Source organism: Streptomyces thermoviolaceus, assembly GCF_045209695.1.
GTDB lineage: Bacteria > Actinomycetota > Actinomycetes > Streptomycetales > Streptomycetaceae > Streptomyces > Streptomyces thermoviolaceus.
In genome coordinates, this window is sequence record NZ_CP109280.1 from 1,790,873 (window position 1) to 1,810,523 (window position 19,651).

Below are 19,651 nucleotides of genomic sequence, written 5' to 3' on the forward strand. Positions count from 1 at the left end.
CGTGTACGTCGTGCTGTTGAGTTGCTGCTTAGCTCGCCAGGCGGCGGGAGGCGTCCTCGAGCCGGTCCGCGAGCGAGCCGTTGATGATCTCGTCGCCGACCTGCACCCGGATCCCGCCGATGAGCTCGGGGTCCACGTCGAGGTTCAGGTGCATCTCGCGGCCGTAGAGCTTGGCGAGGGCGGCGCCCAGGCGCCGCTTCTGCGCGTCGCTCAGCGGGACCGCCGAGGTGACGACGGCGACCATGCGATTGCGGCGCTCGGCGGCAAGCTTGGACAGGGACTCCAGCCCCGCTTCCAGGCTACGTCCGCGCGGTGCCGTCACCAGGCGCGTGACCAGACGCTCCGTGACCTGGTCGACCCGTCCGCCGAGCAGCCGGCGCAGCAGCTCGGTCTTGGCCGACGCGCTCGCGGCCTGGTCGGTCAGCGCCGCGCGCAGCTCGGTGCTGGAGGCGACGATCCGCCCGAAGCGGAACAGCTCGTCCTCCACGCTGTCGAGCGAGCCGAAACGCTCGGCCGAGGTGAGGTCGGCGAGGTTCGCCAGCTCCTCCAGCGCGTCCACCAGGTCTCGCGGCCGCGACCACCGGGCGCGCACCATGCCCGACACCAGGTCCACGGTCTGCCCGCCGATCTGGTCGCCCAGCAGGCGCTGCACCAGCGTGGCCTTGGCCTCACCGGGCTGCGCCGGGTCGGTGAGGACCCGACGCAGGCCGACCTCGCGGTGGAGCAGCGCCGTGACGGCCGCCAGTTCGTCGGCGAGCCGCGCGGCGGAGACGGACGTGGAGTCCGTCAGCGCGTCGAGACGCTCTCGTGCGGCGATCAGAGCCTCACGGCTCGCTCCGTTCATCGCGCGGCCTCGGCCTTCTCCTCGAGCTCGTCGAGGAACCGGTCGATCACGCGGCTCTGCCGGGCGTGGTCCTCGAGGGACTCGCCGACGAGCTTGCCGGCCAGCTCGGTGGCGAGCCTGCCGACGTCCTGGCGGAGCGCGGCCGCAGCGGCCTTGCGGTCGGCCTCGATCTGGGCGTGACCGGCGGCGATGATCTCCTCGCGCTGACGCTGGCCCTCGGCCCGCATCTCGGCGATGAGCGCGGCGCCCTGCTCCTGCGCCTCCTGGCGCAGGCGCGCGGCCTCGTGCCGGGCCTCGGCGAGCTGGGCCTTGTACTGCTCCAGGACGCTCTGGGCCTCGACCTTCATGGCCTCGGCCTCTTCGATGCCGCCTTCGATCGCCGCGCGACGCTCCTCCAGAACCTTGTTGATGTTCGGAAGAAGCTTCTTCCAGAAGAAGAAGAACACGATGGCGAAGGCGATGGTGCCGACGAGCAGCTCGGGGCCGGCCGGCAGGAGCGGGTTCTGCTCCGTCTCCTCGGCCGCCAGCTGTGCCAGGTTGGCGATCACATCAGTGCCTTTCGTCGAAACGTGTCGGGTAAGCGCTGATTACTTACCGAACACGAACGGCATAACGATGCCGATCAGGGCGAGCGCCTCACAGAAGGCGAAGCCGAGGATCTGGTTGGCGCGGATCAGGCCGGCGGCCTCGGGCTGACGGGCCAGGGCCTGGGTGCCGTTACCGAAGATGATGCCGACGCCGATGCCGGGGCCGATGGCCGCGAGGCCGTAGCCGATGGAACCGAGGGAACCGGAGACGCCGGCGGCGAGCTCGATGGCAGCGGACATGCCGTTTCTTCCTTCTCTATTGCGGACCGGTGGGGGTTGGCCACCGGACGACTGGGTGGTGGGCGTGGTGGTTCGGCTCAGTGGTGCTCGGCGAGAGCGCCCTGAATGTAGGAGCAGGCCAGCAGGACGAAGACGTACGCCTGGACGGCCTGGACGAAAAGCTCGAAGACGATCATGAACATCGTCATCACGAACGAGACGCCGGCGGCCGGGATCAGCCAGCTGTTCAGCAGGTACCAGGAGGCGACGGTGAACATCACCAGCATCAGGTGACCGGCGAACATGTTGGCGAAGAGTCGCACCGCGTGCGTGAACGGCCGGACGATCAGGTTCGAGAAGAACTCGATGACCATGACCAGCGGCAGGACCCAGCCCAGCGACTTGTCGTAGCCCGTGATGTTCTTGAAGAAGCCCACGAAGCCGTGGCGCTTGAAGGTCAGACCGACCCAGACCAGCCACACGATCGCGGCCAGGACGGCCGGGAAGGCGATGACCGAGGAGACCGGGAACTGGGCCAGCGGGATCACGGACCAGATGTTCATGATCCAGATGAAGAAGAAGAGGGAGACCATGAGCGGCACCCACTTCTCGCCCTCGCGCTTGCCGAGGGTCTCGTACACGATGCTGCGCCGGACGAAGTCGTAGCCGGCCTCACCGATCATCTGGAGCTTGCCGGGGACCACCTTGGCCTTGCCGAAGGCGGCCCAGAAGAAGGCGACGACGAGCAGGGTGGTGATGAGCGCGAGCAGCATCACCTTGTTGAACTCGAAGCCGCCGATCGTGGCGAGCGGCTCGAACAGGAAGGAGTGCAGGCCCGGAGCCGGGAAGCCGCACCCGTTGTCGGACAGGATCCGACAGCTCCAGTCGAAGGCGAGCTGGGTCTGGTCAGCACTCACCGCGGGCTCCTTCGGCATGACGCATGGATACGGCAACCTCGTTGTGTCGGCGCGGCGCGCGGCCGCGGATCGGCACCGGACTGGTGTAACGGACGGGGGAGCGGCTGGGGGGCATCGAGCCTCGCGATCGTGCAGGCGTCAGCTCAGATGCCCGCGCCCGCGATGCCGCAGTTGGCACCGGACGATAGCAGGAGATCGCATACGTCTTTATCCCGGCCCTACCCCTCACGACGGGGACCCTGTGTTCTGGGGCTGCCCGCCCTTGGCGGAGTCCGGATCCACATAGAAGATCTTGGCCTTCATGTGCGCGCGCGCCTGTGCGGCCATCCACACGACGGTCGCGACGATGAGCGAGAACGCGAACGCCTTGCCGTCGAACAACGTGGTGTTCTTGAAAACGGCGAGGAAGATCATGAGAAGCAGGAGCTGGGCGACGTAGAGCATCAAGCCCATGGCCTGGAACAGCTGCGGCAGCGTTTTCGCCGTCCACTGCAGCACGTACAGGCCGATCCCCATGAAGACGATCGCCAGGGCTGCGCCGACCGCGGCCCCGATCGCACCCTTGCCACCGGCGACGGCACCGCTGACCGCCACCGCGACCACACCGACGGCGGCGGTGGGTACTGCGGTGTGCAGTAGGTTCCGGGCGTCACTGGACGGCATGGCGGCAACTCCGCTTTCGCTGGGGGCAGGGGTGTCGTCATGGACGAGCGTAGTCCCCGGTCGGGACAACCATCCTCCACACCGAGGCCCTGCGCTCTCGGGCCCTTCGGGTGCATCCGGGGGTTCTCGTGAACCGTATCACAAACTATTTGATGAGGTCTTTACCTGGGACGTGTGCTTGCTGTCACACGTGAGGCACATACTGCGCGCTTGTGCAAAAAGCTGACCGTTTTGCCCGGCGTCGATCGGATTTGCACTCCCATGAATCGGCAACGCTTTAGTCAGATTCTTACCTTGAGCGTCAGCGCGACGTTTCCGTCTTCCGCCCGTCGAGGAGACGCGGACGGGCGCCGAGGGCGCTCGCACCGTTGACTGCTGCCGCCGTCGTCGCCAGAGGCGCGGAACTCTCGCCGGTCCCGGCCGCCTCGCCGGCCTGCGCGGCCTCAGCCTCACCGGCCGCCGGAGCGGCGAGCGCCGTGTCCTGCCCCGCCGCTCGCGGACGACGGCGGCGGTAGCGCGGCGGCACGAACCGCTCGGCCCAGCGCGGCGCCCGCGGCTGGAACCGCGGCAGCAGGAGCAGCACCAGGCCGATGAAGCTGAGGACCACGATGCCCAGCACGATCCACATCGAGGCGTTGTTCACCGAGTAGGCCAGCGCACCGAAGCCGATCAGGGCCGCCCAGAAGTACATGATCAGCACGGCGCGGCTGTGCGAGTGCCCGATCTGCAGCAGCCGGTGGTGCAGGTGGCCGCGGTCGGCGGCGAACGGCGACTGGCCCCGCCAGGTGCGCCGCACCACCGCGAAGACGAAGTCGGCGGTGGGGATCGCGATGATGGTCAGCGGCATCAGCAGCGGGATGTACACCGGCACCATCTGGTGCACGGAATTGCGTTCGGAACCGGTGAACAGATTCATCAGGTCCGGGTCGACCTGCCCGGTCACCGAGATGGCCCCGGCGGCCAGCACCAGGCCGATCAGCATGGATCCCGAGTCGCCCATGAAGATCCGGGCCGGGTGCATGTTGTGCGGCAGGAAACCCAGGCACATGCCCATCAGCACGGCCGCGAACAGGGTGGCCGGAGCGGCGGCCTCGATGCCGTACGAGTACCAGATCCGGTAGGCGTACATGAAGAACGCGGCGGCCGCGATGCACACCATGCCGGCGGCCAGGCCGTCCAGGCCGTCGACGAAGTTCACCGCGTTGATCGTGATGACGACCAGCGCCACCGTCAGCAGGGTGCCCTGCCACTGGGTGAGCGCGACGGTGCCGACACCCGGGACCGGCAGCCACAGGATCGTCAGACCCTGCATCACCATCACACCGGCGGCGATCATCTGGCCGCCCAGTTTGATCAGGGCGTCGATCTCGAACTTGTCGTCCAGGACACCGATCAGCCAGATCAGCGCGGCACCGGAGAGCAGCGCGCGCGGCTCGTTGGACTTGACGAAGACGTCGCTGAGGTTGGCCAGGTGGTCGGCGGCCAGCAGGCCCGCGCACAGGCCGAAGAACATCGCGATCCCGCCCAGCCGCGGAGTGGGCTGCTTGTGCACGTCGCGCGCCCGGATCTCCGGCATGGCCCTCGCCACGATCGCGAACTTGCGCACCGGCTCCGTCAGCAGGTACGTCACCGCGGCCGTGATGCAGAGCGTCAGCAGGTATTCACGCACGGGCTTCCCCACAGGTTTCGCTGGCCATCTGTGTCCCACACCCTAGCGACGCAGGTATGTCCATGAGGACTTCCGGGTGGCGTCGAAGGTTGCACGTGCACCTGTGTACAGGTTTGTACGCCCGCCCTGCCCGATGCCTCACACCTGCCGCCCCTGTCACCGTGCGTAGGGCGGGAACGCGGCCACCAGTTCCCGCACCTCCGTGCGCGCCCGCGCGGGGTCCAGATCGCCGCGCAGCAGCTTGCCGAGCAGCACGGCGATCCACTGCATCTCCTCCTGCGTCATACCCTGCGTGGTCACGGCGGCCGTGCCCAGGCGCAGCCCGCGGGCCCGGGTGTGCGGCAGCGCGCAGCAGTCCAGGACGATGCCTGCCGCGGCGAGCCGGGCGCGGGCGGCGCGGCCGTCCACACCCAGCGGTGCGGGGTCGGCGGTGATCAGGTGGGTGTCGGTGCCGCCGGTGGTCACCCGCAGGCCCTCCACGGCCAGCTGGGCGGCCAGCACGCGGGCGTTGGCGACCACCTGGCGGGCGTAGGCGGCGAAGGCGGGTGTGGCCGCCTCGGCGAACGCCACCGCCTTCGCGGCGATGGTGTGCATCTGCGCACCGCCCTGGGTGAAGGGGAACACCGCCCGGTCCACCCGGCCGGCCAGCTCGGCGCCGCAGAGGATCATCCCGCCGCGCGGACCGCGCAGCACCTTGTGCGTGGTGGCGCACACCACGTCGGCGTACGGCACCGGGCTGGGCGCCGCCTTCCCGGCCACCAGTCCGATGGGGTGTGCGGCGTCGGCGATGAGGTAGGCGCCCACGTCGTCGGCGACCGACCGGAAGAAGGCGTAGTCGAGGTGGCGCGGGTAGGCGATCGAGCCGCACACGATCGCCTTGGGGCGGTGCACCCGTGCCAGGGTGCGCACCTGGTCGTGGTCGATGAGCCCGGTCTCGGCGTCCACGCCGTAGCCGACGAAGTCGAACCAGCGCCCGGAGAAGTTGGCGGGCGAGCCGTGCGTGAGGTGGCCGCCGTAGGGCAGCCCGAGAGCGAGGACGGTGTCGCCGGGGCGCAGCAGCGCCGCGTACGCGGCCAGCACCGCGGCGGACCCCGAGTGGGGCTGCACATTGGCGTGCTCGGCGCCGAACAGGGACCGGGCCCGCTCGACGGCGAGCCGTTCGGCGGCGTCGGCGTACTCGCAGCCGCCGTGGTAGCGGGCGCCCGGGTAGCCCTCGGCGTACTTGTTCGCCAGCGGGTGGCCGAGCGCGGCCAGCACCGCCGGCGAGGTGAAGTTCTCCGCCGCGATCAGCTGCAGCGACGTCGACTGCCGGGCCAGCTCCCCCGACAGGATGTCGGCCACGTCGGGGTCCTGCCGCCGCAGGACGTCGGCCTCGAGAGCGGGGGTGACCGGCATGGCGGGCTCCGGGCGGTCGACGGTGAGCTACGTCCACTGTAGGTCCGCGCCGGGCCGCCTGCGCGGCTGTTACGCCTCGCGGGTGCCCCGGGTCGCGGCGGTGCCGCCCCCGCCGCGCACGGCGGTGCGCGGCACGGCACTCAGTGCCGTGCGCCCACCCCGGTCAGCGCGGTGACCACCGGGTCCAGGGCCTGGTGTATCTCGTCGCCGATCGACCGGAAGAACGGCAGCGGGGCGCCGTAGGGGTCGTGCACCTCGTCGGCCTCCGCGTTCGGGGCCGCGAGCCAGCCGCGCAGCGCGGCGGCGGCTCTCACCAGGGCACGGGCGCGTTCGGGCACGCCCTGCTCCAGCGGGGGCAGCGTGGCCGGGTCGATCGCCTTGACCAGGCGGGTGAACTCCTTGAGCGTGAAGGTGCGCAGGCCCGCCGAGTGGCCCATGGAGATGACCTGGGCGCGGTGGTCGCGGGTGGCGGTGAGCACCAGGTCGGCGGTGATCACGTGCTCGTCGAGCAGTTCGCGGCCCACGAAGCCGGAGGCGTCCGCACCGAAGTCCGCGAGCACGGTCTCGGCGTTGGTCTCCATGGGCGCGCCCTCGTGGCCCCAGGTGCCCGCGCTCTCCACGATCAGCCCGCCGCCGGCCGGGTCGCCGAGCCGGTCCGCGAGGAAGTGCCGGGTCAGCCGCTCGGTGATGGGAGAGCGGCACACGTTGCCGGTGCTGACGTGGAGGATGCGGAAGGTGTCGCGGGGCGTGTCCGCCCGGTCCTGCTCGCCTATGCCACGCCCCGTGTCGGGCGGCGTCAATTGGCCACCTCGAGGTCGGGTACGACCTTGCGCAGCTCCTCGGGCGACAGGGCGCCCTCGCGCAGCAGCACGGGGGTGGGCCGGGTGACGTCCACGATGGAGGAGGGGACGTTGCCCGGGGTGGGGCCGCCGTCGAGGTAGACGGAGACGGAGTCGCCGAGCATGTCCTGGGCGGCGTCGCAGGTCTCGGGCGCCGGGTGCCCGGTGAGGTTGGCGGAGGTGACGGCCATCGGCCCGACCTCGGTGAGCAGTTCGATGGCGACCGGGTGCAGCGGCATGCGCACGGCGACCGTGCCGCGGGTGTCCCCCAGGTCCCACTGGAGCGACGGCTGGTGCCGGGCGACCAGGGTCAGCGCGCCCGGCCAGAAGGCGTCCACCAGCTCCCAGGCCTTCTCGGAGAAGTCGGTGACCAGGCCGTGCAGGGTGTTCGGGGAGCCGATGAGGACCGGGGAGGGCATGCTGCGGCCACGGCCCTTGGCGGCGAGCAGGTCGCCGACGGCCTCGGGGGAGAAGGCGTCCGCACCGATGCCGTAGACGGTGTCGGTCGGCAGCACCACGAGTTCGCCCCGGCGGACGGCGGACGCGGCCTCGCGCAGACCGGTCACACGGTCGGTCGCGTCGTTGGTGTCGTATCGCCGAGCCATGGTCAGCGACCCTCCTCGTTCACGTTGTGCGGGACTGCGGGAAAAACTGCCTGCGCGGTCACGGCAGCGCCTTGCGGGCGGTCGCGAACCGGGGGCGGTTGTTGAGGTCGGGATGGTCGGCCGCGTCCGCCCAGCCCCGCTCCTCGGTGAAGATCCACGGCACCTGGCCGCCCTGGGTGTCGGCGTGCTCGACCACCACCACCCCGCCCGGGCGCAGCAGCCGGTGGGCGGTGCGTTCGATGCCGCGGATCAGGTCCAGGCCGTCCTCCCCCGAGAACAGCGCCATCTCCGGGTCGTAGTCCCGGGCCTCCGGGGCGACGTGCTCCCATTCGGTCAGCGGGATGTACGGCGGGTTGGAGATGACGAGGTCGACCTGGCCGTCGAGGTCCGGGAAGGCGGTCAGGGCGTCGCCCTGGCGCAGGTCCACCCGGGACCCCTCCATGTTCTTGCGGGTCCACACCAGCGCCTCCTCGCTCAGCTCCACGGCGTGCACGCGCGAGCGCGGCACCTCCTGGGCCAGGGCGAGGGCGATGGCACCGGAGCCGGTGCACAGGTCGACCACGCACGGCTCGGCCACGTCCATCGCGCGGACGGCGTCTATCGCCCAGCCGACCACCGACTCGGTCTCCGGCCGGGGCACGAACACCCCGGGCCCGACCTGCAGCTCCAGATACCGGAAGTACGCCCGTCCGGTGATGTGCTGCAACGGTTCGCGCTGCTCGCGGCGGGCGACGACCTCCCAGTAGCGGGCGTCGAAGTCGGCGTCCTTCACGCAGTGCAGCTGGCTGCGCTTGACGCCGTGCACGAACGCGGCCAGCTCCTCGGCGTCGGTGCGCGGCGAGGGCACGCCGGCGTCGGCCAGCCGCTGGGTGGCCTGTGCCACCTCCGCGAGCAGCACACTGCGGGGGCCTGGGGGTCGCCCCCCGAATCCTTGCTGCACGCTGGTCCTCCGTGCTCGGTGCTCGTTGGTGCTGTGCCGTCGTGCCGTGCCGTCCGGCGACGTCGCGTCCTAGGCCGCGGCGAGCTTGGCGGCCGAGTCCGCGTCCACGCAGGCCTGGATCACCGCGTCCAGGTCGCCGTCGAGGACCTGGTCGAGGTTGTACGCCTTGAAGCCGACGCGGTGGTCGGAGATGCGGTTCTCCGGGAAGTTGTAGGTGCGGATCTTCTCGGAGCGGTCCACGGTGCGCACCTGGCTGCGGCGGGCGTCCGCGGCCTCCTTCTCCGCCTCCTCCTGCGCCATGGCGAGCAGCCGGGAGCGCAGGATCCGCATGGCCTGCTCCTTGTTCTGCAGCTGGCTCTTCTCGTTCTGGCAGGAGGCGACGACGCCGGTGGGCAGGTGGGTGATGCGCACCGCGGAGTCGGTGGTGTTCACGGACTGGCCGCCGGGGCCGGAGGAGCGGTAGACGTCGATGCGCAGGTCGTTGGGATTGATCTCCACGTCGACCTCCTCGGCCTCCGGGGTGACCAGCACACCGGCGGCGGAGGTGTGGATACGGCCCTGGGACTCGGTGGCGGGCACCCGCTGCACGCGGTGCACGCCGCCCTCGTACTTCAGCCGCGCCCACACGCCCTGGCCGGGCTCGACCGGGCCGCGGGACTTCACCGCGACCTGCACGTCCTTGTAGCCGCCCAGCTCGGACTCGGTGGCGTCGATGATCTCGGTCTTCCAGCCGACGCGCTCGGCGTAGCGCAGATACATGCGCAGCAGGTCGCCGGCGAACAGGGCCGACTCGTCGCCGCCCGCACCCGCCTTGATCTCGAGGATGACGTCCTTGTCGTCGCTGGGGTCGCGCGGGATCAGCAGCAGGCGCAGGCGCTCGGTCAGCTCCTCGCGCTGCTTCTCCAGCTCCTTGACCTCACCGGCGAAGTCCGGGTCGTCGGCGGCCAGCTCGCGCGCGGCCTCGATGTCGTCCCCGGTCTGCTTCCAGGAGCGGTACGTGGCGACGATCGGCGACAGCTCGGCGTACCGCTTGTTCAGCTTGCGCGCCGTCGCCTGGTCGGCGTGGACCGACGGGTCGGCGAGCTTCTTCTCCAGGTCGGCGTGCTCGGCGACGAGTTCCTCGACGGCCTCGAACATGGTGCGGCTCCTGATACTGCGGAAGAGGGGGAAGGCGGACGACCAAAAACGCCGGTCCCGGCGCACCCCGGGTGCAGGGTACGGCCGTGGACCGGCGCTCGGCGCTCGCTACTTCTTGGAGCCGGCGGCAGCCTTGCCGAAGCGGGCCTCGAAGCGGGCCACACGGCCACCGGTGTCGAGGATCTTCTGCTTGCCCGTGTAGAACGGGTGGCACTCGGAGCAGACCTCAGCCCGGATGGTGCCGGACTCGATCGTGCTGCGGGTGGTGAAGGACGCGCCGCACGTGCAGCTGACCTGCGTCTCTACGTACGCGGGGTGGATGTCGCGCTTCAAGGTGTCTCCTAGGTTTCGGGAGGGCGCCGGGTCGCCGCCGCGGGATGCGGGGGCGTGAACCGGAGCCGACGTACCAGTCTGCCAGGACCGGCGCCTTCTGCCCAAACCGGGGGTGCCGGGGTTTTGTTCCCCCGGCCCACGGCCGGGGGAACAGGCCCGGCTCACCTCGCCCGGGCGCCGTTCACCAGGCCCGTGGCCTCGCCCGTCGCGGTGCCCTGCGTGGCCGTGTCCGGCACCGGCAGGTCCTCGCGCAGGGCCCGCCACACCTGCCGGGCCTTGGCCTCGTCGACGACGACGCGGTTGGCGTTCCCGGCGGCGTACTGCACCGGCATGGTGATCATGGTGGTGCGGGAGGAGCTGATGCCCTTCAGGCCGCCGGCGAAGGAGATCAGGGAGTCGACCGAGCCGAGCCCGGAGTCGGTGGTGACGGAGCGGGTGGCGGTGTCGGCCAGGCGGTACAGCTTGGTGGGGTTGTCGAGCACCCCGAGCTGCCCGATCCGGTCGATGAGTGCCCTGAGGAACGCCTGCTGCAGCTGGATGCGGCCCAGGTCGGAGCCGTCGCCGACACCGTGCCGGGTGCGCACCAGGCCGAGCGCCTGCCGTCCGTCGAGGGTGTGGGTGCCCGCGTCGAGGTCCAGGTGGCTGTCGGGGTCGCGGATGGCCTCGGTGGTGCGGATCCGGACGCCGCCGAGGTCGTCGACGATCCTGCGGAAGCCGCTGAAGTCGACCTCCAGGTAGTGGTCCATGCGGACGCCGGTGAGCGCCTCGACGGTCCTGACGGCGCAGGCGGCGCCGCCGGTGGCGTAGGACTCGTTGAACATCACGCGGTGCTCGGCCGGGTGCACGGTGCCCTGGGTGTCGGTGCACGCGGGCCGGTCCACCAGGGTGTCGCGCGGGATGGAGACCACGGCGGCCTTTCTGTGGCCCTTGTAGAGGTGGACGATCATCGCCGTGTCGGAGCGGGCGCTGCCGCCGCCGGGGCCGCCGCCGAGCTTCCTGTTCTCCCCCGCGCGGGAGTCGGAGCCGAGGAGAAGGATGTTCTGCGAGCCGTTGTCCGTCTTCTGCGGACGGTGTCCGCCGAGCAGCCGGTCGAGGTCGACGGTGGTCAGGTTGCCGTTGAGTCTGGCGTAGAGGTATCCGGCGCCGGTGCCGCCGAGCAGCACGATCCCGGCCGCGGTCCAGGCCATCGCCCGCAGTGCCCGGCGGCGCACCGTGCGGTCGGGCCGGCGCCCGGTCCGGGTGCGGCGACGGCGGTCGGGGGATCCGGTGTCCCGGGGTGTGCCCGGGCCCGGCGTGCTCTCGGGCGGCATGTGCTCCTCGGTCCTCGTCTCCGGCCGGTCATCCCGTGCCTCGAGGACGGGCACCGGCCTTGTCACCGCGTACCGCGCCTGCGGCACTCCTACCGTGGCGAGAGGAGATGTTCCGGGGGCGGTGCGGCCGCGCCCGTGCGGAGACGACGCAGGGCCGCCCCCTGTGCGGGGGCGGCCCTGTCCGGCTGACGTGCGCCTCAGTCGCCGTTGCCCGGCGCCGGGGTCGTCTTCTGGATCTGCATGAGGAACTCGACGTTCGACTTGGTCTGCTTCATCTTGTCGAGCAGCAGCTCGATCGCCTGCTGCTGGTCGAGCGCGTGCAGCACCCGGCGCAGCTTCCAGACGATGGACAGCTCCTCGGCACCGAGCAGGATCTCCTCCTTGCGCGTACCGGAGGCGTCGACGTCGACGGCCGGGAAGATGCGCTTGTCGGCGAGCTTCCGGTCGAGCTTGAGCTCCATGTTGCCGGTGCCCTTGAACTCCTCGAAGATCACCTCGTCCATGCGGGACCCGGTGTCCACCAGGGCGGTGGCGAGGATGGTCAGCGAGCCGCCGTCCTCGATGTTGCGGGCCGCACCGAAGAAGCGCTTCGGCGGGTACAGGGCCGTGGAGTCCACACCGCCGGAGAGGATGCGGCCGGAGGCCGGGGCGGCGAGGTTGTAGGCGCGGCCCAGACGTGTGATCGAGTCGAGCAGCACGACCACGTCGTGTCCCAGCTCCACCAGTCGCTTGGCGCGCTCGATGGCCAGCTCGGCGACCGTGGTGTGGTCCTCGGCCGGGCGGTCGAAGGTCGAGGAGATGACCTCACCCTTGACCGACCGCTGCATGTCGGTGACCTCTTCCGGACGCTCGTCGACGAGGACGACCATCAGGTGGCACTCGGGGTTGTTGTGGGTGATCGCGTTGGCGATCGCCTGCATGATCATGGTCTTGCCGGTCTTCGGCGGGGCCACGATCAGACCGCGCTGGCCCTTGCCGATGGGCGAGACCAGGTCGATGATCCGGGTGGTCAGCACACCCGGGTCGGTCTCCAGGCGCAGCCGGTCCTGCGGGTACAGCGGGGTCAGCTTGTTGAACTCCGGGCGGCCGCGGCCGTGTTCGGGCGCCATGCCGTTGACGGAGTCCAGGCGGACGAGCGCGTTGAACTTCTCGCGGCGCTCGCCTTCCTTCGGCTGGCGCACGGCGCCGGTGATGTGGTCGCCCTTGCGCAGGCCGTTCTTGCGGACCTGGGCGAGGGAGACGTACACGTCGTTCGGGCCGGGCAGGTAGCCGGAGGTGCGGATGAAGGCGTAGTTGTCGAGGATGTCGAGGATGCCGGCGACCGGGATGAGGACGTCGTCCTCGGCGATCTGCGGCTCGGAGACGTCGTCGCGGCCGCGGCGGCCGCGGCGGTCGCGGTAGCGGCCGCGCCGGCCCCGGCGCCCGCCCTCGTACTCGTCGTCGTCCTGCCGGCCGCCGCCCTGCTGCTGGTTCTGCTGCTGGCGCTGGCCCTGCTGGTCGTCGCCCTTGCCGCGGCGGTCACGGTTGCGCTCGCGGCGGTCGCGGCGGCGTCCCTCGCCACCCTCGCCGGCGTCGCTCTTGGCCTCGTTCTGCTGCTGGTTCTGCGACTGCTGCGGCTGCTGCTGGCCCTGCTGCTGCGGCTGGGCCGGCGTCTCGGCCTTGGGCTCGCTCTTCGCCTCGGCGGCGACGGTCTCGGCGCTGCCGGCGGGGCTGCCCGCCTCCGCGGTGGCGCGGCGCCGGCGGCGCTCGCCCGAAGCGTCCTGGGCCGTGCGCTCGGTCTCCGCGTCCTGGCGGGCCGCGGCCCCGTCGCGGGCGGTGCCCGCAGCAGGATGACCAGGGATCTCGATCTGCTGCTGGGACACGGCCTTGTCGGCTGCGGGAGCCTCGGCCGCCTTCTTCGCGGCAGCGTCGCCCGTGCGGGCACGGGAGGTGGCGCGACGCTTCGGCTTGGTCTCGGTGGCGGCCGCGTCGGCCTTCGCCGGGGCGGCGCCCCCTGCTGCCTGCGCCTCCTTGATGACCTCGATCAGCTGGCTCTTGCGCATGCGCGCCGTGCCCCTGATGCCGAGGCCGGATGCGACCTGCTGCAGCTCGGCCAGCACCATGCCCTCGAGGCCGGTGCCACGGCGCCGCCGGGAGCCGGCACCGGTGGCAGGCGCGGAGGCGTCCGTGGCGGGCGCGGCAGCGGTCTCCTCGACACGTGCGCCCATCAGATCGGTGGTGTCGCTCACGAAGGGTCCTTCCCTGGAGCGGACGTCGGCCTGTCTGGCTCGGCGACCGGTTGTGCTGTCCGGCATCGGTCCTTGCTGTGTGGACCGTGCCGGGGCGGTGGTCCGCCAAAGCGGCGGAAGACATATCTGGTGATGGCGCTTCCTGGAGGCGTGGCACCCGGTGACACGCGTGGTCGCACCGATTCCGGAACTCCCCCTATGGGGGTAGCCCACCCTGTGGAGCGCTCAGCGTCCGCGTACGACGTACTGCCCGGATACGGCGTAGAGAACACGGAGTGTCTTGGGGAGCTCCCGGAAGAATGTCGGTCCCGGACGGGGACACGAAGCACCTCGCCATGATGAGGTCGGGTGCAGACTTGAGGTTAACACTACCGGACCCAACAAACATTCCCCCTCTCCATCATCGGGCCATCGCGTGTCAGCCCGCCAGCGGGAGCACGCTCGCGCCCTGGCTGTCCAGGCTGAGCCGGTTCGCGGCCCAGTCGCTGCCGGCCAGCTGTTCCACCTTGTCGGCGGTGTCCGCGTCGGCCAGGGCCATCACCGTCGGGCCGGCGCCGGAGATGACCGCAGGGATGCCGTCCGCGCGCAGCCGCTCCACCAGCGCGGCGCTCTCCGGCATGGCCGGGGCGCGGTACTCCTGGTGGAGGCGGTCCTCGGTGGCGGGCAGCAGCAGGTCGGGACGACGGGTGAGGGCCTCGACGAGCAGCGCGGCCCGGCCCGCGTTGACGGCCGCGTCGACGTGCGGCACCGTGCGCGGCAGCAGGCCGCGCGCCGTCTCGGTCAGTACCGGTTTCCCGGGGACGAAAACCACCGGAACGATGGAATCGCAGGGCTCCATCCTGATGGCGCGGGCGGCGCCGGCGTCCATCCAGGACAGGGTGAAGCCACCGAGCAGGCAGGCGGCCACGTTGTCCGGGTGGCCCTCGATCTCGGTGGCGAGTTCGAGCATCGCGGTGTCGTCGAGCCGCGATTCGCCGCCTATGGTCACGGCACGGGCGGCGACGATGCCGGCGCAGATGGCGGCGGAGGAGGAGCCGAGGCCGCGGCCGTGGGGGATGCGGTTGGCGCAGACGATCTCCAGTCCGCGCGGCTGTCCGCCCAGGGCGTCGAAGGCGGTGCGCAGGGTTCTCACGAGCAGGTGGCTCTCGTCCCGCGGCAGGGTCCGGCTTCCCTCGCCCGCGATGTCGATGTGCAGCCCTGAGTCGGCCACCCGGACGACCACGTCGTCGTAGAGCCCCAGCGCGAGACCGAGGGCGTCGAAGCCCGGGCCGAGATTGGCGCTGGTGGCGGGGACGCGCACCCGGACGGCGGCGGCGCGGAACGCGGGACCGGCCATCGCTCGTTGACTCTCCTTGAGCTGCGTGACGGTCGAGTGCCGTGCGAGCTGGTCGCGGCGGCCGTTCGACCGGTGTTCGACTGACGTTCGACAGGACGTGACGACCCTCGGGCCGCGGCCGCGGGAACGACGCGGCGCCGCACGCAATGCGAATGCATATGCGCCGTATGGGTTCGATACAGCCTATCGAAGGAAGGTTCTGCGGCGACATAGGGCGCACAGGAGGCGCACGATGCGTGTCGTAAGCCCCTTGTGCCCCCGTCGTGAGCATCCCCCGTGGATGTTGTTCTTGAACATCAAGATGGAGCACTGTCCGCGGCACGGCGACGCACACCGCGAAGAGGCGGCGTGACGGGCCCGCCGGATGCGCTCGCGCGAGGACGAACGCGAACCGGGGCGCGGGGGCGCGGGCGTGCGCGGGCGTGCCTCAGGGGCGCGACGACCGGGTGCGGGCGCCGTCACGGATCCCGTGAGGCACGCCTCGACGTCGGGTTCTGCGACGCGCACCCCCGCGACGCACATCCCGTGACGTGGCGGATCGCCGGCACCGGCGCGCTCCGGCCGAGCCGGACCGTACTGCCCGCGGCACCGGCCCGGCCCCGGAAACGGTCCGGCACGGCACCGCCCGGGGCGCGCCGCAGGCCCGGTGGCGCGCACCCCGGGCCCGGCGGCGCGCGCCCTGTGCGTCAGTCCAGCAGGCCCAGCCGTTCGGCGGCCGCGTCCGCGTCGACCGGGACGGTGACCGGCTGCGGGGCGCCCGCCACGGCCCACTCGGGGTCCTTGAGCCCGTTGCCGGTGACGGTGCACACAATCCGCTGTCCGCGGTCGACCTTGCCCTGCTCGGCGGCCTTCAGCAGACCGGCCACGGACGCCGCGGACGCCGGCTCGACGAACACGCCCTCCTGGGACGCCAGCAGCCGGTAGGCGCGCAGGATCTCACGGTCCGTCACCTCCTCGATCATGCCGCCGGACTCGTCCCGCGCGGCCAGCGCGTACGTCCAGGAGGCGGGGTTGCCGATGCGGATCGCGGTGGCGATGGTCGAGGGGTCCTTGACGACCTCGCCGCGCACGATCGGCGCGGCGCCGGAGGCCTGGAAGCCCCACATCCGCGGGGTGCGGGAGGCGACGCCGTCGGCGGCGTACTCCTTGTACCCCTTCCAGTAGGCCGTGATGTTGCCCGCGTTGCCGACCGGCAGGACGTGGATGTCCGGGGCGTCGCCCAGCATGTCCACGATCTCGAACGAGGCGGTCTTCTGGCCCTCGATGCGCACCGGGTTGACCGAATTGACCAGCGCCACCGGGTAGTTGTCGCTGAGGGCGCGGGCGAGGGTGAGGCAGTCGTCGAAGTTGCCGTCGACCTGCAGGATGCGGGCGCCGTGGACGAGCGCCTGGCCCATCTTGCCGAGCGCGATCTTGCCCTGCGGCACGAGCACCGCGCAGACCATCCCGGCCCGCACCGCGTAGGCGGCCGCGGAGGCGGAGGTGTTGCCGGTGGACGCGCAGATGACGGCCTTGGCGCCCTCCTCCTTCGCCTTGGAGATGGCCATGGTCATGCCGCGGTCCTTGAAGGATCCGGTGGGGTTGGCGCCCTCGACCTTGAGGTGGACCTCGCAGCCGGTGCGCTCGGAGAGCACCTGCGCGGGCACGAGCGGCGTGCCGCCCTCGCGGAGCGTCACGACGGGCGTGCTGTCGGACACCGGCAGCCGGTCCCGGTACTCCTCGATGATTCCGCGCCACTGGTGGGTCATTGCTGGTTACTCTCCTTCAACCCGCATGATGCTGGCGACACCGCGGACGGTGTCGAGCTTGCGCAGCGCCTCCACGGTGCCGCCGAGGGCCGCGTCGGTGGCCCGGTGGGTGACGACGACCAGCGAGGCCTCTCCCTCGGTCCCGGCTTCGCCGGAGCGGGAGGAACTCTGGTCCTTGCCCTGCTGGCGGACGGTGTCGATGGACACGCCGTGCTCGGCGAACACCGTGGCCACCTGGGCGAGTACACCGGGTTTGTCCGCCACGTCCAGGCTGATGTGGTAGCGCGTGACGACGTCGCCCATCGGCGAGACCGGCAGCGCGGCGTACGCCGACTCGCCGGGCCCGGTGGCGCCGTCGAGCCGGTTGCGGCAGACGGCGACGAGGTCGCCGAGGACGGCGGAGGCGGTGGGCGAGCCGCCGGCACCGGGGCCGTAGAACATCAGCCGGCCCGCCGCCTCCGACTCCACGAACACGGCGTTGTACGCGCCGCGCACGGAGGCCAGCGGATGGCTGAGCGGGATCATGGCGGGGTGCACGCGCGCGGTGACGGAGGCGCCGTCGGCGGCCCGTTCGCAGATCGCGAGCAGCTTGATGGTGCAGCCCATCTGTTTGGCCGAGGCGAAGTCGGAGGCGGTGACCTCGGTCATGCCCTCGCGGTGGACGTCGTCCAGCCGGACCCGGGTGTGGAAGGCGATCCCGGCGAGGATGGCGGCCTTGGCGGCGGCGTCGAAGCCCTCCACGTCGGCGGTCGGGTCGGCCTCGGCGTACCCGAGGGCGGTGGCCTCGTCGAGCGCCTCCTGGTACCCGGCGCCCGTGGAGTCCATCTTGTCCAGGATGAAGTTGGTGGTGCCGTTGACGATGCCGAGCACCCGGTTGACCTTGTCGCCGGCCAGGGACTCGCGCAGCGGCCGGATCAGCGGGATCGCGCCGGCCACGGCCGCCTCGTAGTACAGGTCCCGGCCGCTGCGCTCCGCCGCGGCGTGCAGGGCGGCGCCGTCCTGGGCGAGGAGGGCCTTGTTGGCGGAGACCACGGAGGCACCGTGCTCGAAGGCGGTGGTGATCAGGGTGCGGGCGGGCTCGATCCCCCCGATCACCTCGACCACCACGTCGATGTCGCCGCGTTTGACCAGCGCGGTGGCGTCGGTGGTGATGAGCGCCGGGTCGATGCCCTCGCGCACCTTGTCGGGGCGCCGCACGGCGACCCCCGCCAGCTCCACGGGGGCGCCGATGCGCGCCGCGAGGTCGTCGGCGTGCGTCGTCATGATGCGCGCCACCTCTGAGCCGACAACCCCACAGCCCAGCAGCGCCACTTTCAGCGGACGCGTACGCATCATCCGACCTCGTCTCCTCATACCGTCAGCGGTTGCACCAGTCTCACGCACCGGACCGGACTTTCCCCCGTTCGTCCGGATTGTGAGACGTTTTTCTCATGTCCGTCCCGCCGGACGACGAAGATCTTCCGGCGGGGCGCCTGCGTCACCCGGCGGTCACCCGACGTCCAGACGCAGCAGGTCCTCCTCCGTCTCGCGCCGGACGATCACCCGGGCCTCGCCGTCGGACACGGCGACGACCGGCGGGCGCAGCGCGTGGTTGTAGTTGCTGGCCATGGACCGGCAGTACGCGCCGGTCGCCGGCACCGCGATCAGGTCCCCGGGCGCCAGGTCCGAGGGCAGGAAGGCGTCCTTGACCACGATGTCGCCGCTCTCGCAGTGCTTGCCGACGACGCGCACGAGCATGGGCTCGGCGTCGGAGGTGCGGGAGACCAGCGCGACGGAGTACTCGGCGTCGTACAGGGCGGTGCGGATGTTGTCCGACATCCCGCCGTCGACGGACACATAGGTGCGCAGCCCCTCGAGCGGCTTGATCGTCCCCACCTCGTACAGCGTGAACGCGGTGGGACCGACGACGGCACGGCCCGGCTCCACCGAGATCCGCGGGGTGCGCAGCCGGGCGGCCTCGCACTCGCGCGCCACGATCTCGGTGAGCGCCTTGGCGATCTCGTGCGGCTCGCGCGGGTCGTCGTCGCTGGTGTACGCGATGCCGAGGCCGCCGCCGAGGTCGATCTCGGGCAGCTCGACACCGTGCTCGTCGCGGATGTCCTCGAGCAGTCCCACGACCCGGTGCGCGGCGACCTCGAAACCGGACATGTCGAAGATCTGCGAGCCGATGTGGGAGTGGATGCCGGTCAGTTCCAGCCCGTCCAGCCCCAGCGCCCGGCGCACCGCCTCGGCGGCCTGGCCCCCGGCGAGCGGGATGCCGAACTTCTGGTCCTCGTGGGCGGTGGCGATGAACTCGTGGGTGTGCGCCTCGACGCCGACGGTGACCCGGATCTGCACCTTCTGCCGCGTGCCCAGCTGCTGCGCGATGTGCGCGACGCGCACGATCTCCTGGAAGGAGTCGAGCACGATCCGCCCCACCCCGGCCTCCACGGCGCGGCGGATCTCCGCCGAGGTCTTGTTGTTGCCGTGGAAGGCGATGCGCTCGGCGGGCATGCCCGCGGACAGCGCGGTGGCCAGCTCGGTGCCCGAGCACACGTCGAGGTTGAGCCCCTCCTCGTTCAGCCACCGCACCACCGCACGGCACAGGAACGCCTTGCCCGCGTAGAACACGTCCGCGTCGTGCCCGAAGGCGCTGCGCCAGGCACGTGCCCGCGCCCGGAAGTCGCTCTCGTCCAGGATGTACGCCGGGGTCTGGAACTCCTCGGCGAGCCGGGTGACGGGGATGCCGCCGACGGTGACGACCCCGTCCTGGTCGCGCTTGACGGTCCGGGCCCAGATCTTCGGGTCCAGGGCGTTGAGGTCGGCCGGCGGGGCGGGGAAGTGCCCCTCGGGGAGGACGTCGGCGTGACGGGGCCCGGCGGGATGTGCGGAACGGCTCATG

Annotated in this window: 18 protein-coding genes; all 18 read right to left on the reverse strand. The window is 71.3% G+C overall.

The genetic code is table 11. The annotated features are described in order from the left end of the window. Nucleotides 1–28: 28 nt before the first annotated feature. The 18 genes from OG899_RS07695 to lysA all read right to left on the reverse strand — a co-directional run bounded on the left by OG899_RS07695 (nucleotide 29) and on the right by lysA (nucleotide 19,650). On the reverse strand, nucleotides 29–844 hold the full coding sequence (locus OG899_RS07695) for a F0F1 ATP synthase subunit delta (protein WP_125497051.1): 816 nt from the start codon (nucleotides 842–844) through the stop codon (nucleotides 29–31). Continuing rightward, nucleotides 841–1,392 carry a F0F1 ATP synthase subunit B gene (locus OG899_RS07700; RefSeq protein ID WP_125497050.1) on the reverse strand — a complete coding sequence of 184 codons (552 nt, stop codon included), beginning with the start codon at nucleotides 1,390–1,392 and terminating at the stop codon, nucleotides 841–843. The genes OG899_RS07695 and OG899_RS07700 overlap by 4 nt, the downstream gene beginning before the upstream one ends. A 39-nt stretch (nucleotides 1,393–1,431) precedes the next feature. After that, nucleotides 1,432–1,671 carry an ATP synthase F0 subunit C gene (gene atpE, locus OG899_RS07705; RefSeq protein ID WP_125497049.1) on the reverse strand — a complete coding sequence of 80 codons (240 nt, stop codon included), beginning with the start codon at nucleotides 1,669–1,671 and terminating at the stop codon, nucleotides 1,432–1,434. Between the two features lie 77 nt (nucleotides 1,672–1,748). After that, the gene (gene atpB / locus OG899_RS07710) at nucleotides 1,749–2,519 is read right to left on the reverse strand and encodes a F0F1 ATP synthase subunit A (protein ID WP_125497104.1); all 771 of its coding nucleotides are present in this window, start codon (nucleotides 2,517–2,519) and stop codon (nucleotides 1,749–1,751) included. Nucleotides 2,520–2,792: 273 nt separating this feature from the next. Then, nucleotides 2,793–3,230, reverse strand: coding sequence for a hypothetical protein (locus tag OG899_RS07715; RefSeq protein ID WP_125497048.1), 438 nt, complete (start codon nucleotides 3,228–3,230; stop codon nucleotides 2,793–2,795). A gap of 301 nt (nucleotides 3,231–3,531) precedes the next feature. Continuing rightward, nucleotides 3,532–4,899 carry an MraY family glycosyltransferase gene (locus OG899_RS07720; protein WP_125497047.1) on the reverse strand — a complete coding sequence of 456 codons (1,368 nt, stop codon included), beginning with the start codon at nucleotides 4,897–4,899 and terminating at the stop codon, nucleotides 3,532–3,534. Nucleotides 4,900–5,055: 156 nt separating this feature from the next. Continuing rightward, the gene (gene glyA / locus OG899_RS07725; RefSeq protein WP_168132330.1) at nucleotides 5,056–6,294 is read right to left on the reverse strand and encodes a serine hydroxymethyltransferase; all 1,239 of its coding nucleotides are present in this window, start codon (nucleotides 6,292–6,294) and stop codon (nucleotides 5,056–5,058) included. Between the two features lie 140 nt (nucleotides 6,295–6,434). Continuing rightward, nucleotides 6,435–7,094, reverse strand: coding sequence for a protein-tyrosine-phosphatase (locus OG899_RS07730; protein ID WP_125497045.1), 660 nt, complete (start codon nucleotides 7,092–7,094; stop codon nucleotides 6,435–6,437). After that, entirely contained in the window at nucleotides 7,091–7,738 is a 648-nt protein-coding gene (locus OG899_RS07735; protein WP_125497044.1) for an L-threonylcarbamoyladenylate synthase, read from the reverse strand. The genes OG899_RS07730 and OG899_RS07735 overlap by 4 nt, the downstream gene beginning before the upstream one ends. A 58-nt stretch (nucleotides 7,739–7,796) precedes the next feature. Further along, complete coding sequence (gene prmC, locus OG899_RS07740; RefSeq protein ID WP_125497043.1) at nucleotides 7,797–8,636, reverse strand: peptide chain release factor N(5)-glutamine methyltransferase; 840 nt, start codon at nucleotides 8,634–8,636, stop codon at nucleotides 7,797–7,799. 111 nt (nucleotides 8,637–8,747) lie between these two features. Next, nucleotides 8,748–9,815, reverse strand: coding sequence for a peptide chain release factor 1 (prfA, locus tag OG899_RS07745; protein WP_125497042.1), 1,068 nt, complete (start codon nucleotides 9,813–9,815; stop codon nucleotides 8,748–8,750). A gap of 108 nt (nucleotides 9,816–9,923) precedes the next feature. Further along, entirely contained in the window at nucleotides 9,924–10,148 is a 225-nt protein-coding gene (gene rpmE / locus OG899_RS07750; RefSeq protein ID WP_014675000.1) for a 50S ribosomal protein L31, read from the reverse strand. A gap of 161 nt (nucleotides 10,149–10,309) precedes the next feature. After that, nucleotides 10,310–11,458, reverse strand: a complete 1,149-nt coding sequence (locus OG899_RS07755; RefSeq protein ID WP_251503898.1) for an LCP family protein — start codon at nucleotides 11,456–11,458, stop codon at nucleotides 10,310–10,312. A 197-nt stretch (nucleotides 11,459–11,655) separates the two neighbouring features. Then, a complete protein-coding gene (gene rho, locus OG899_RS07760) occupies nucleotides 11,656–13,686 on the reverse strand; it encodes a transcription termination factor Rho (RefSeq protein ID WP_125497040.1) in 2,031 nt (676 codons plus the stop codon). A 418-nt stretch (nucleotides 13,687–14,104) separates the two neighbouring features. Next, nucleotides 14,105–15,022 carry a homoserine kinase gene (gene thrB, locus OG899_RS07765; protein WP_125497039.1) on the reverse strand — a complete coding sequence of 306 codons (918 nt, stop codon included), beginning with the start codon at nucleotides 15,020–15,022 and terminating at the stop codon, nucleotides 14,105–14,107. A 686-nt stretch (nucleotides 15,023–15,708) separates the two neighbouring features. Continuing rightward, nucleotides 15,709–16,770 (reverse strand): threonine synthase, encoded by a 1,062-nt coding sequence (gene thrC, locus OG899_RS07770; protein ID WP_125497038.1) that lies wholly within the window; start codon nucleotides 16,768–16,770, stop codon nucleotides 15,709–15,711. Nucleotides 16,771–16,776: 6 nt separating this feature from the next. Next, a complete protein-coding gene (locus OG899_RS07775; RefSeq protein ID WP_185867810.1) occupies nucleotides 16,777–18,105 on the reverse strand; it encodes a homoserine dehydrogenase in 1,329 nt (442 codons plus the stop codon). A gap of 153 nt (nucleotides 18,106–18,258) precedes the next feature. Further along, nucleotides 18,259–19,650 carry a diaminopimelate decarboxylase gene (lysA, locus tag OG899_RS07780; RefSeq protein WP_125497037.1) on the reverse strand — a complete coding sequence of 464 codons (1,392 nt, stop codon included), beginning with the start codon at nucleotides 19,648–19,650 and terminating at the stop codon, nucleotides 18,259–18,261. Nucleotide 19,651: the final 1 nt, after the last annotated feature.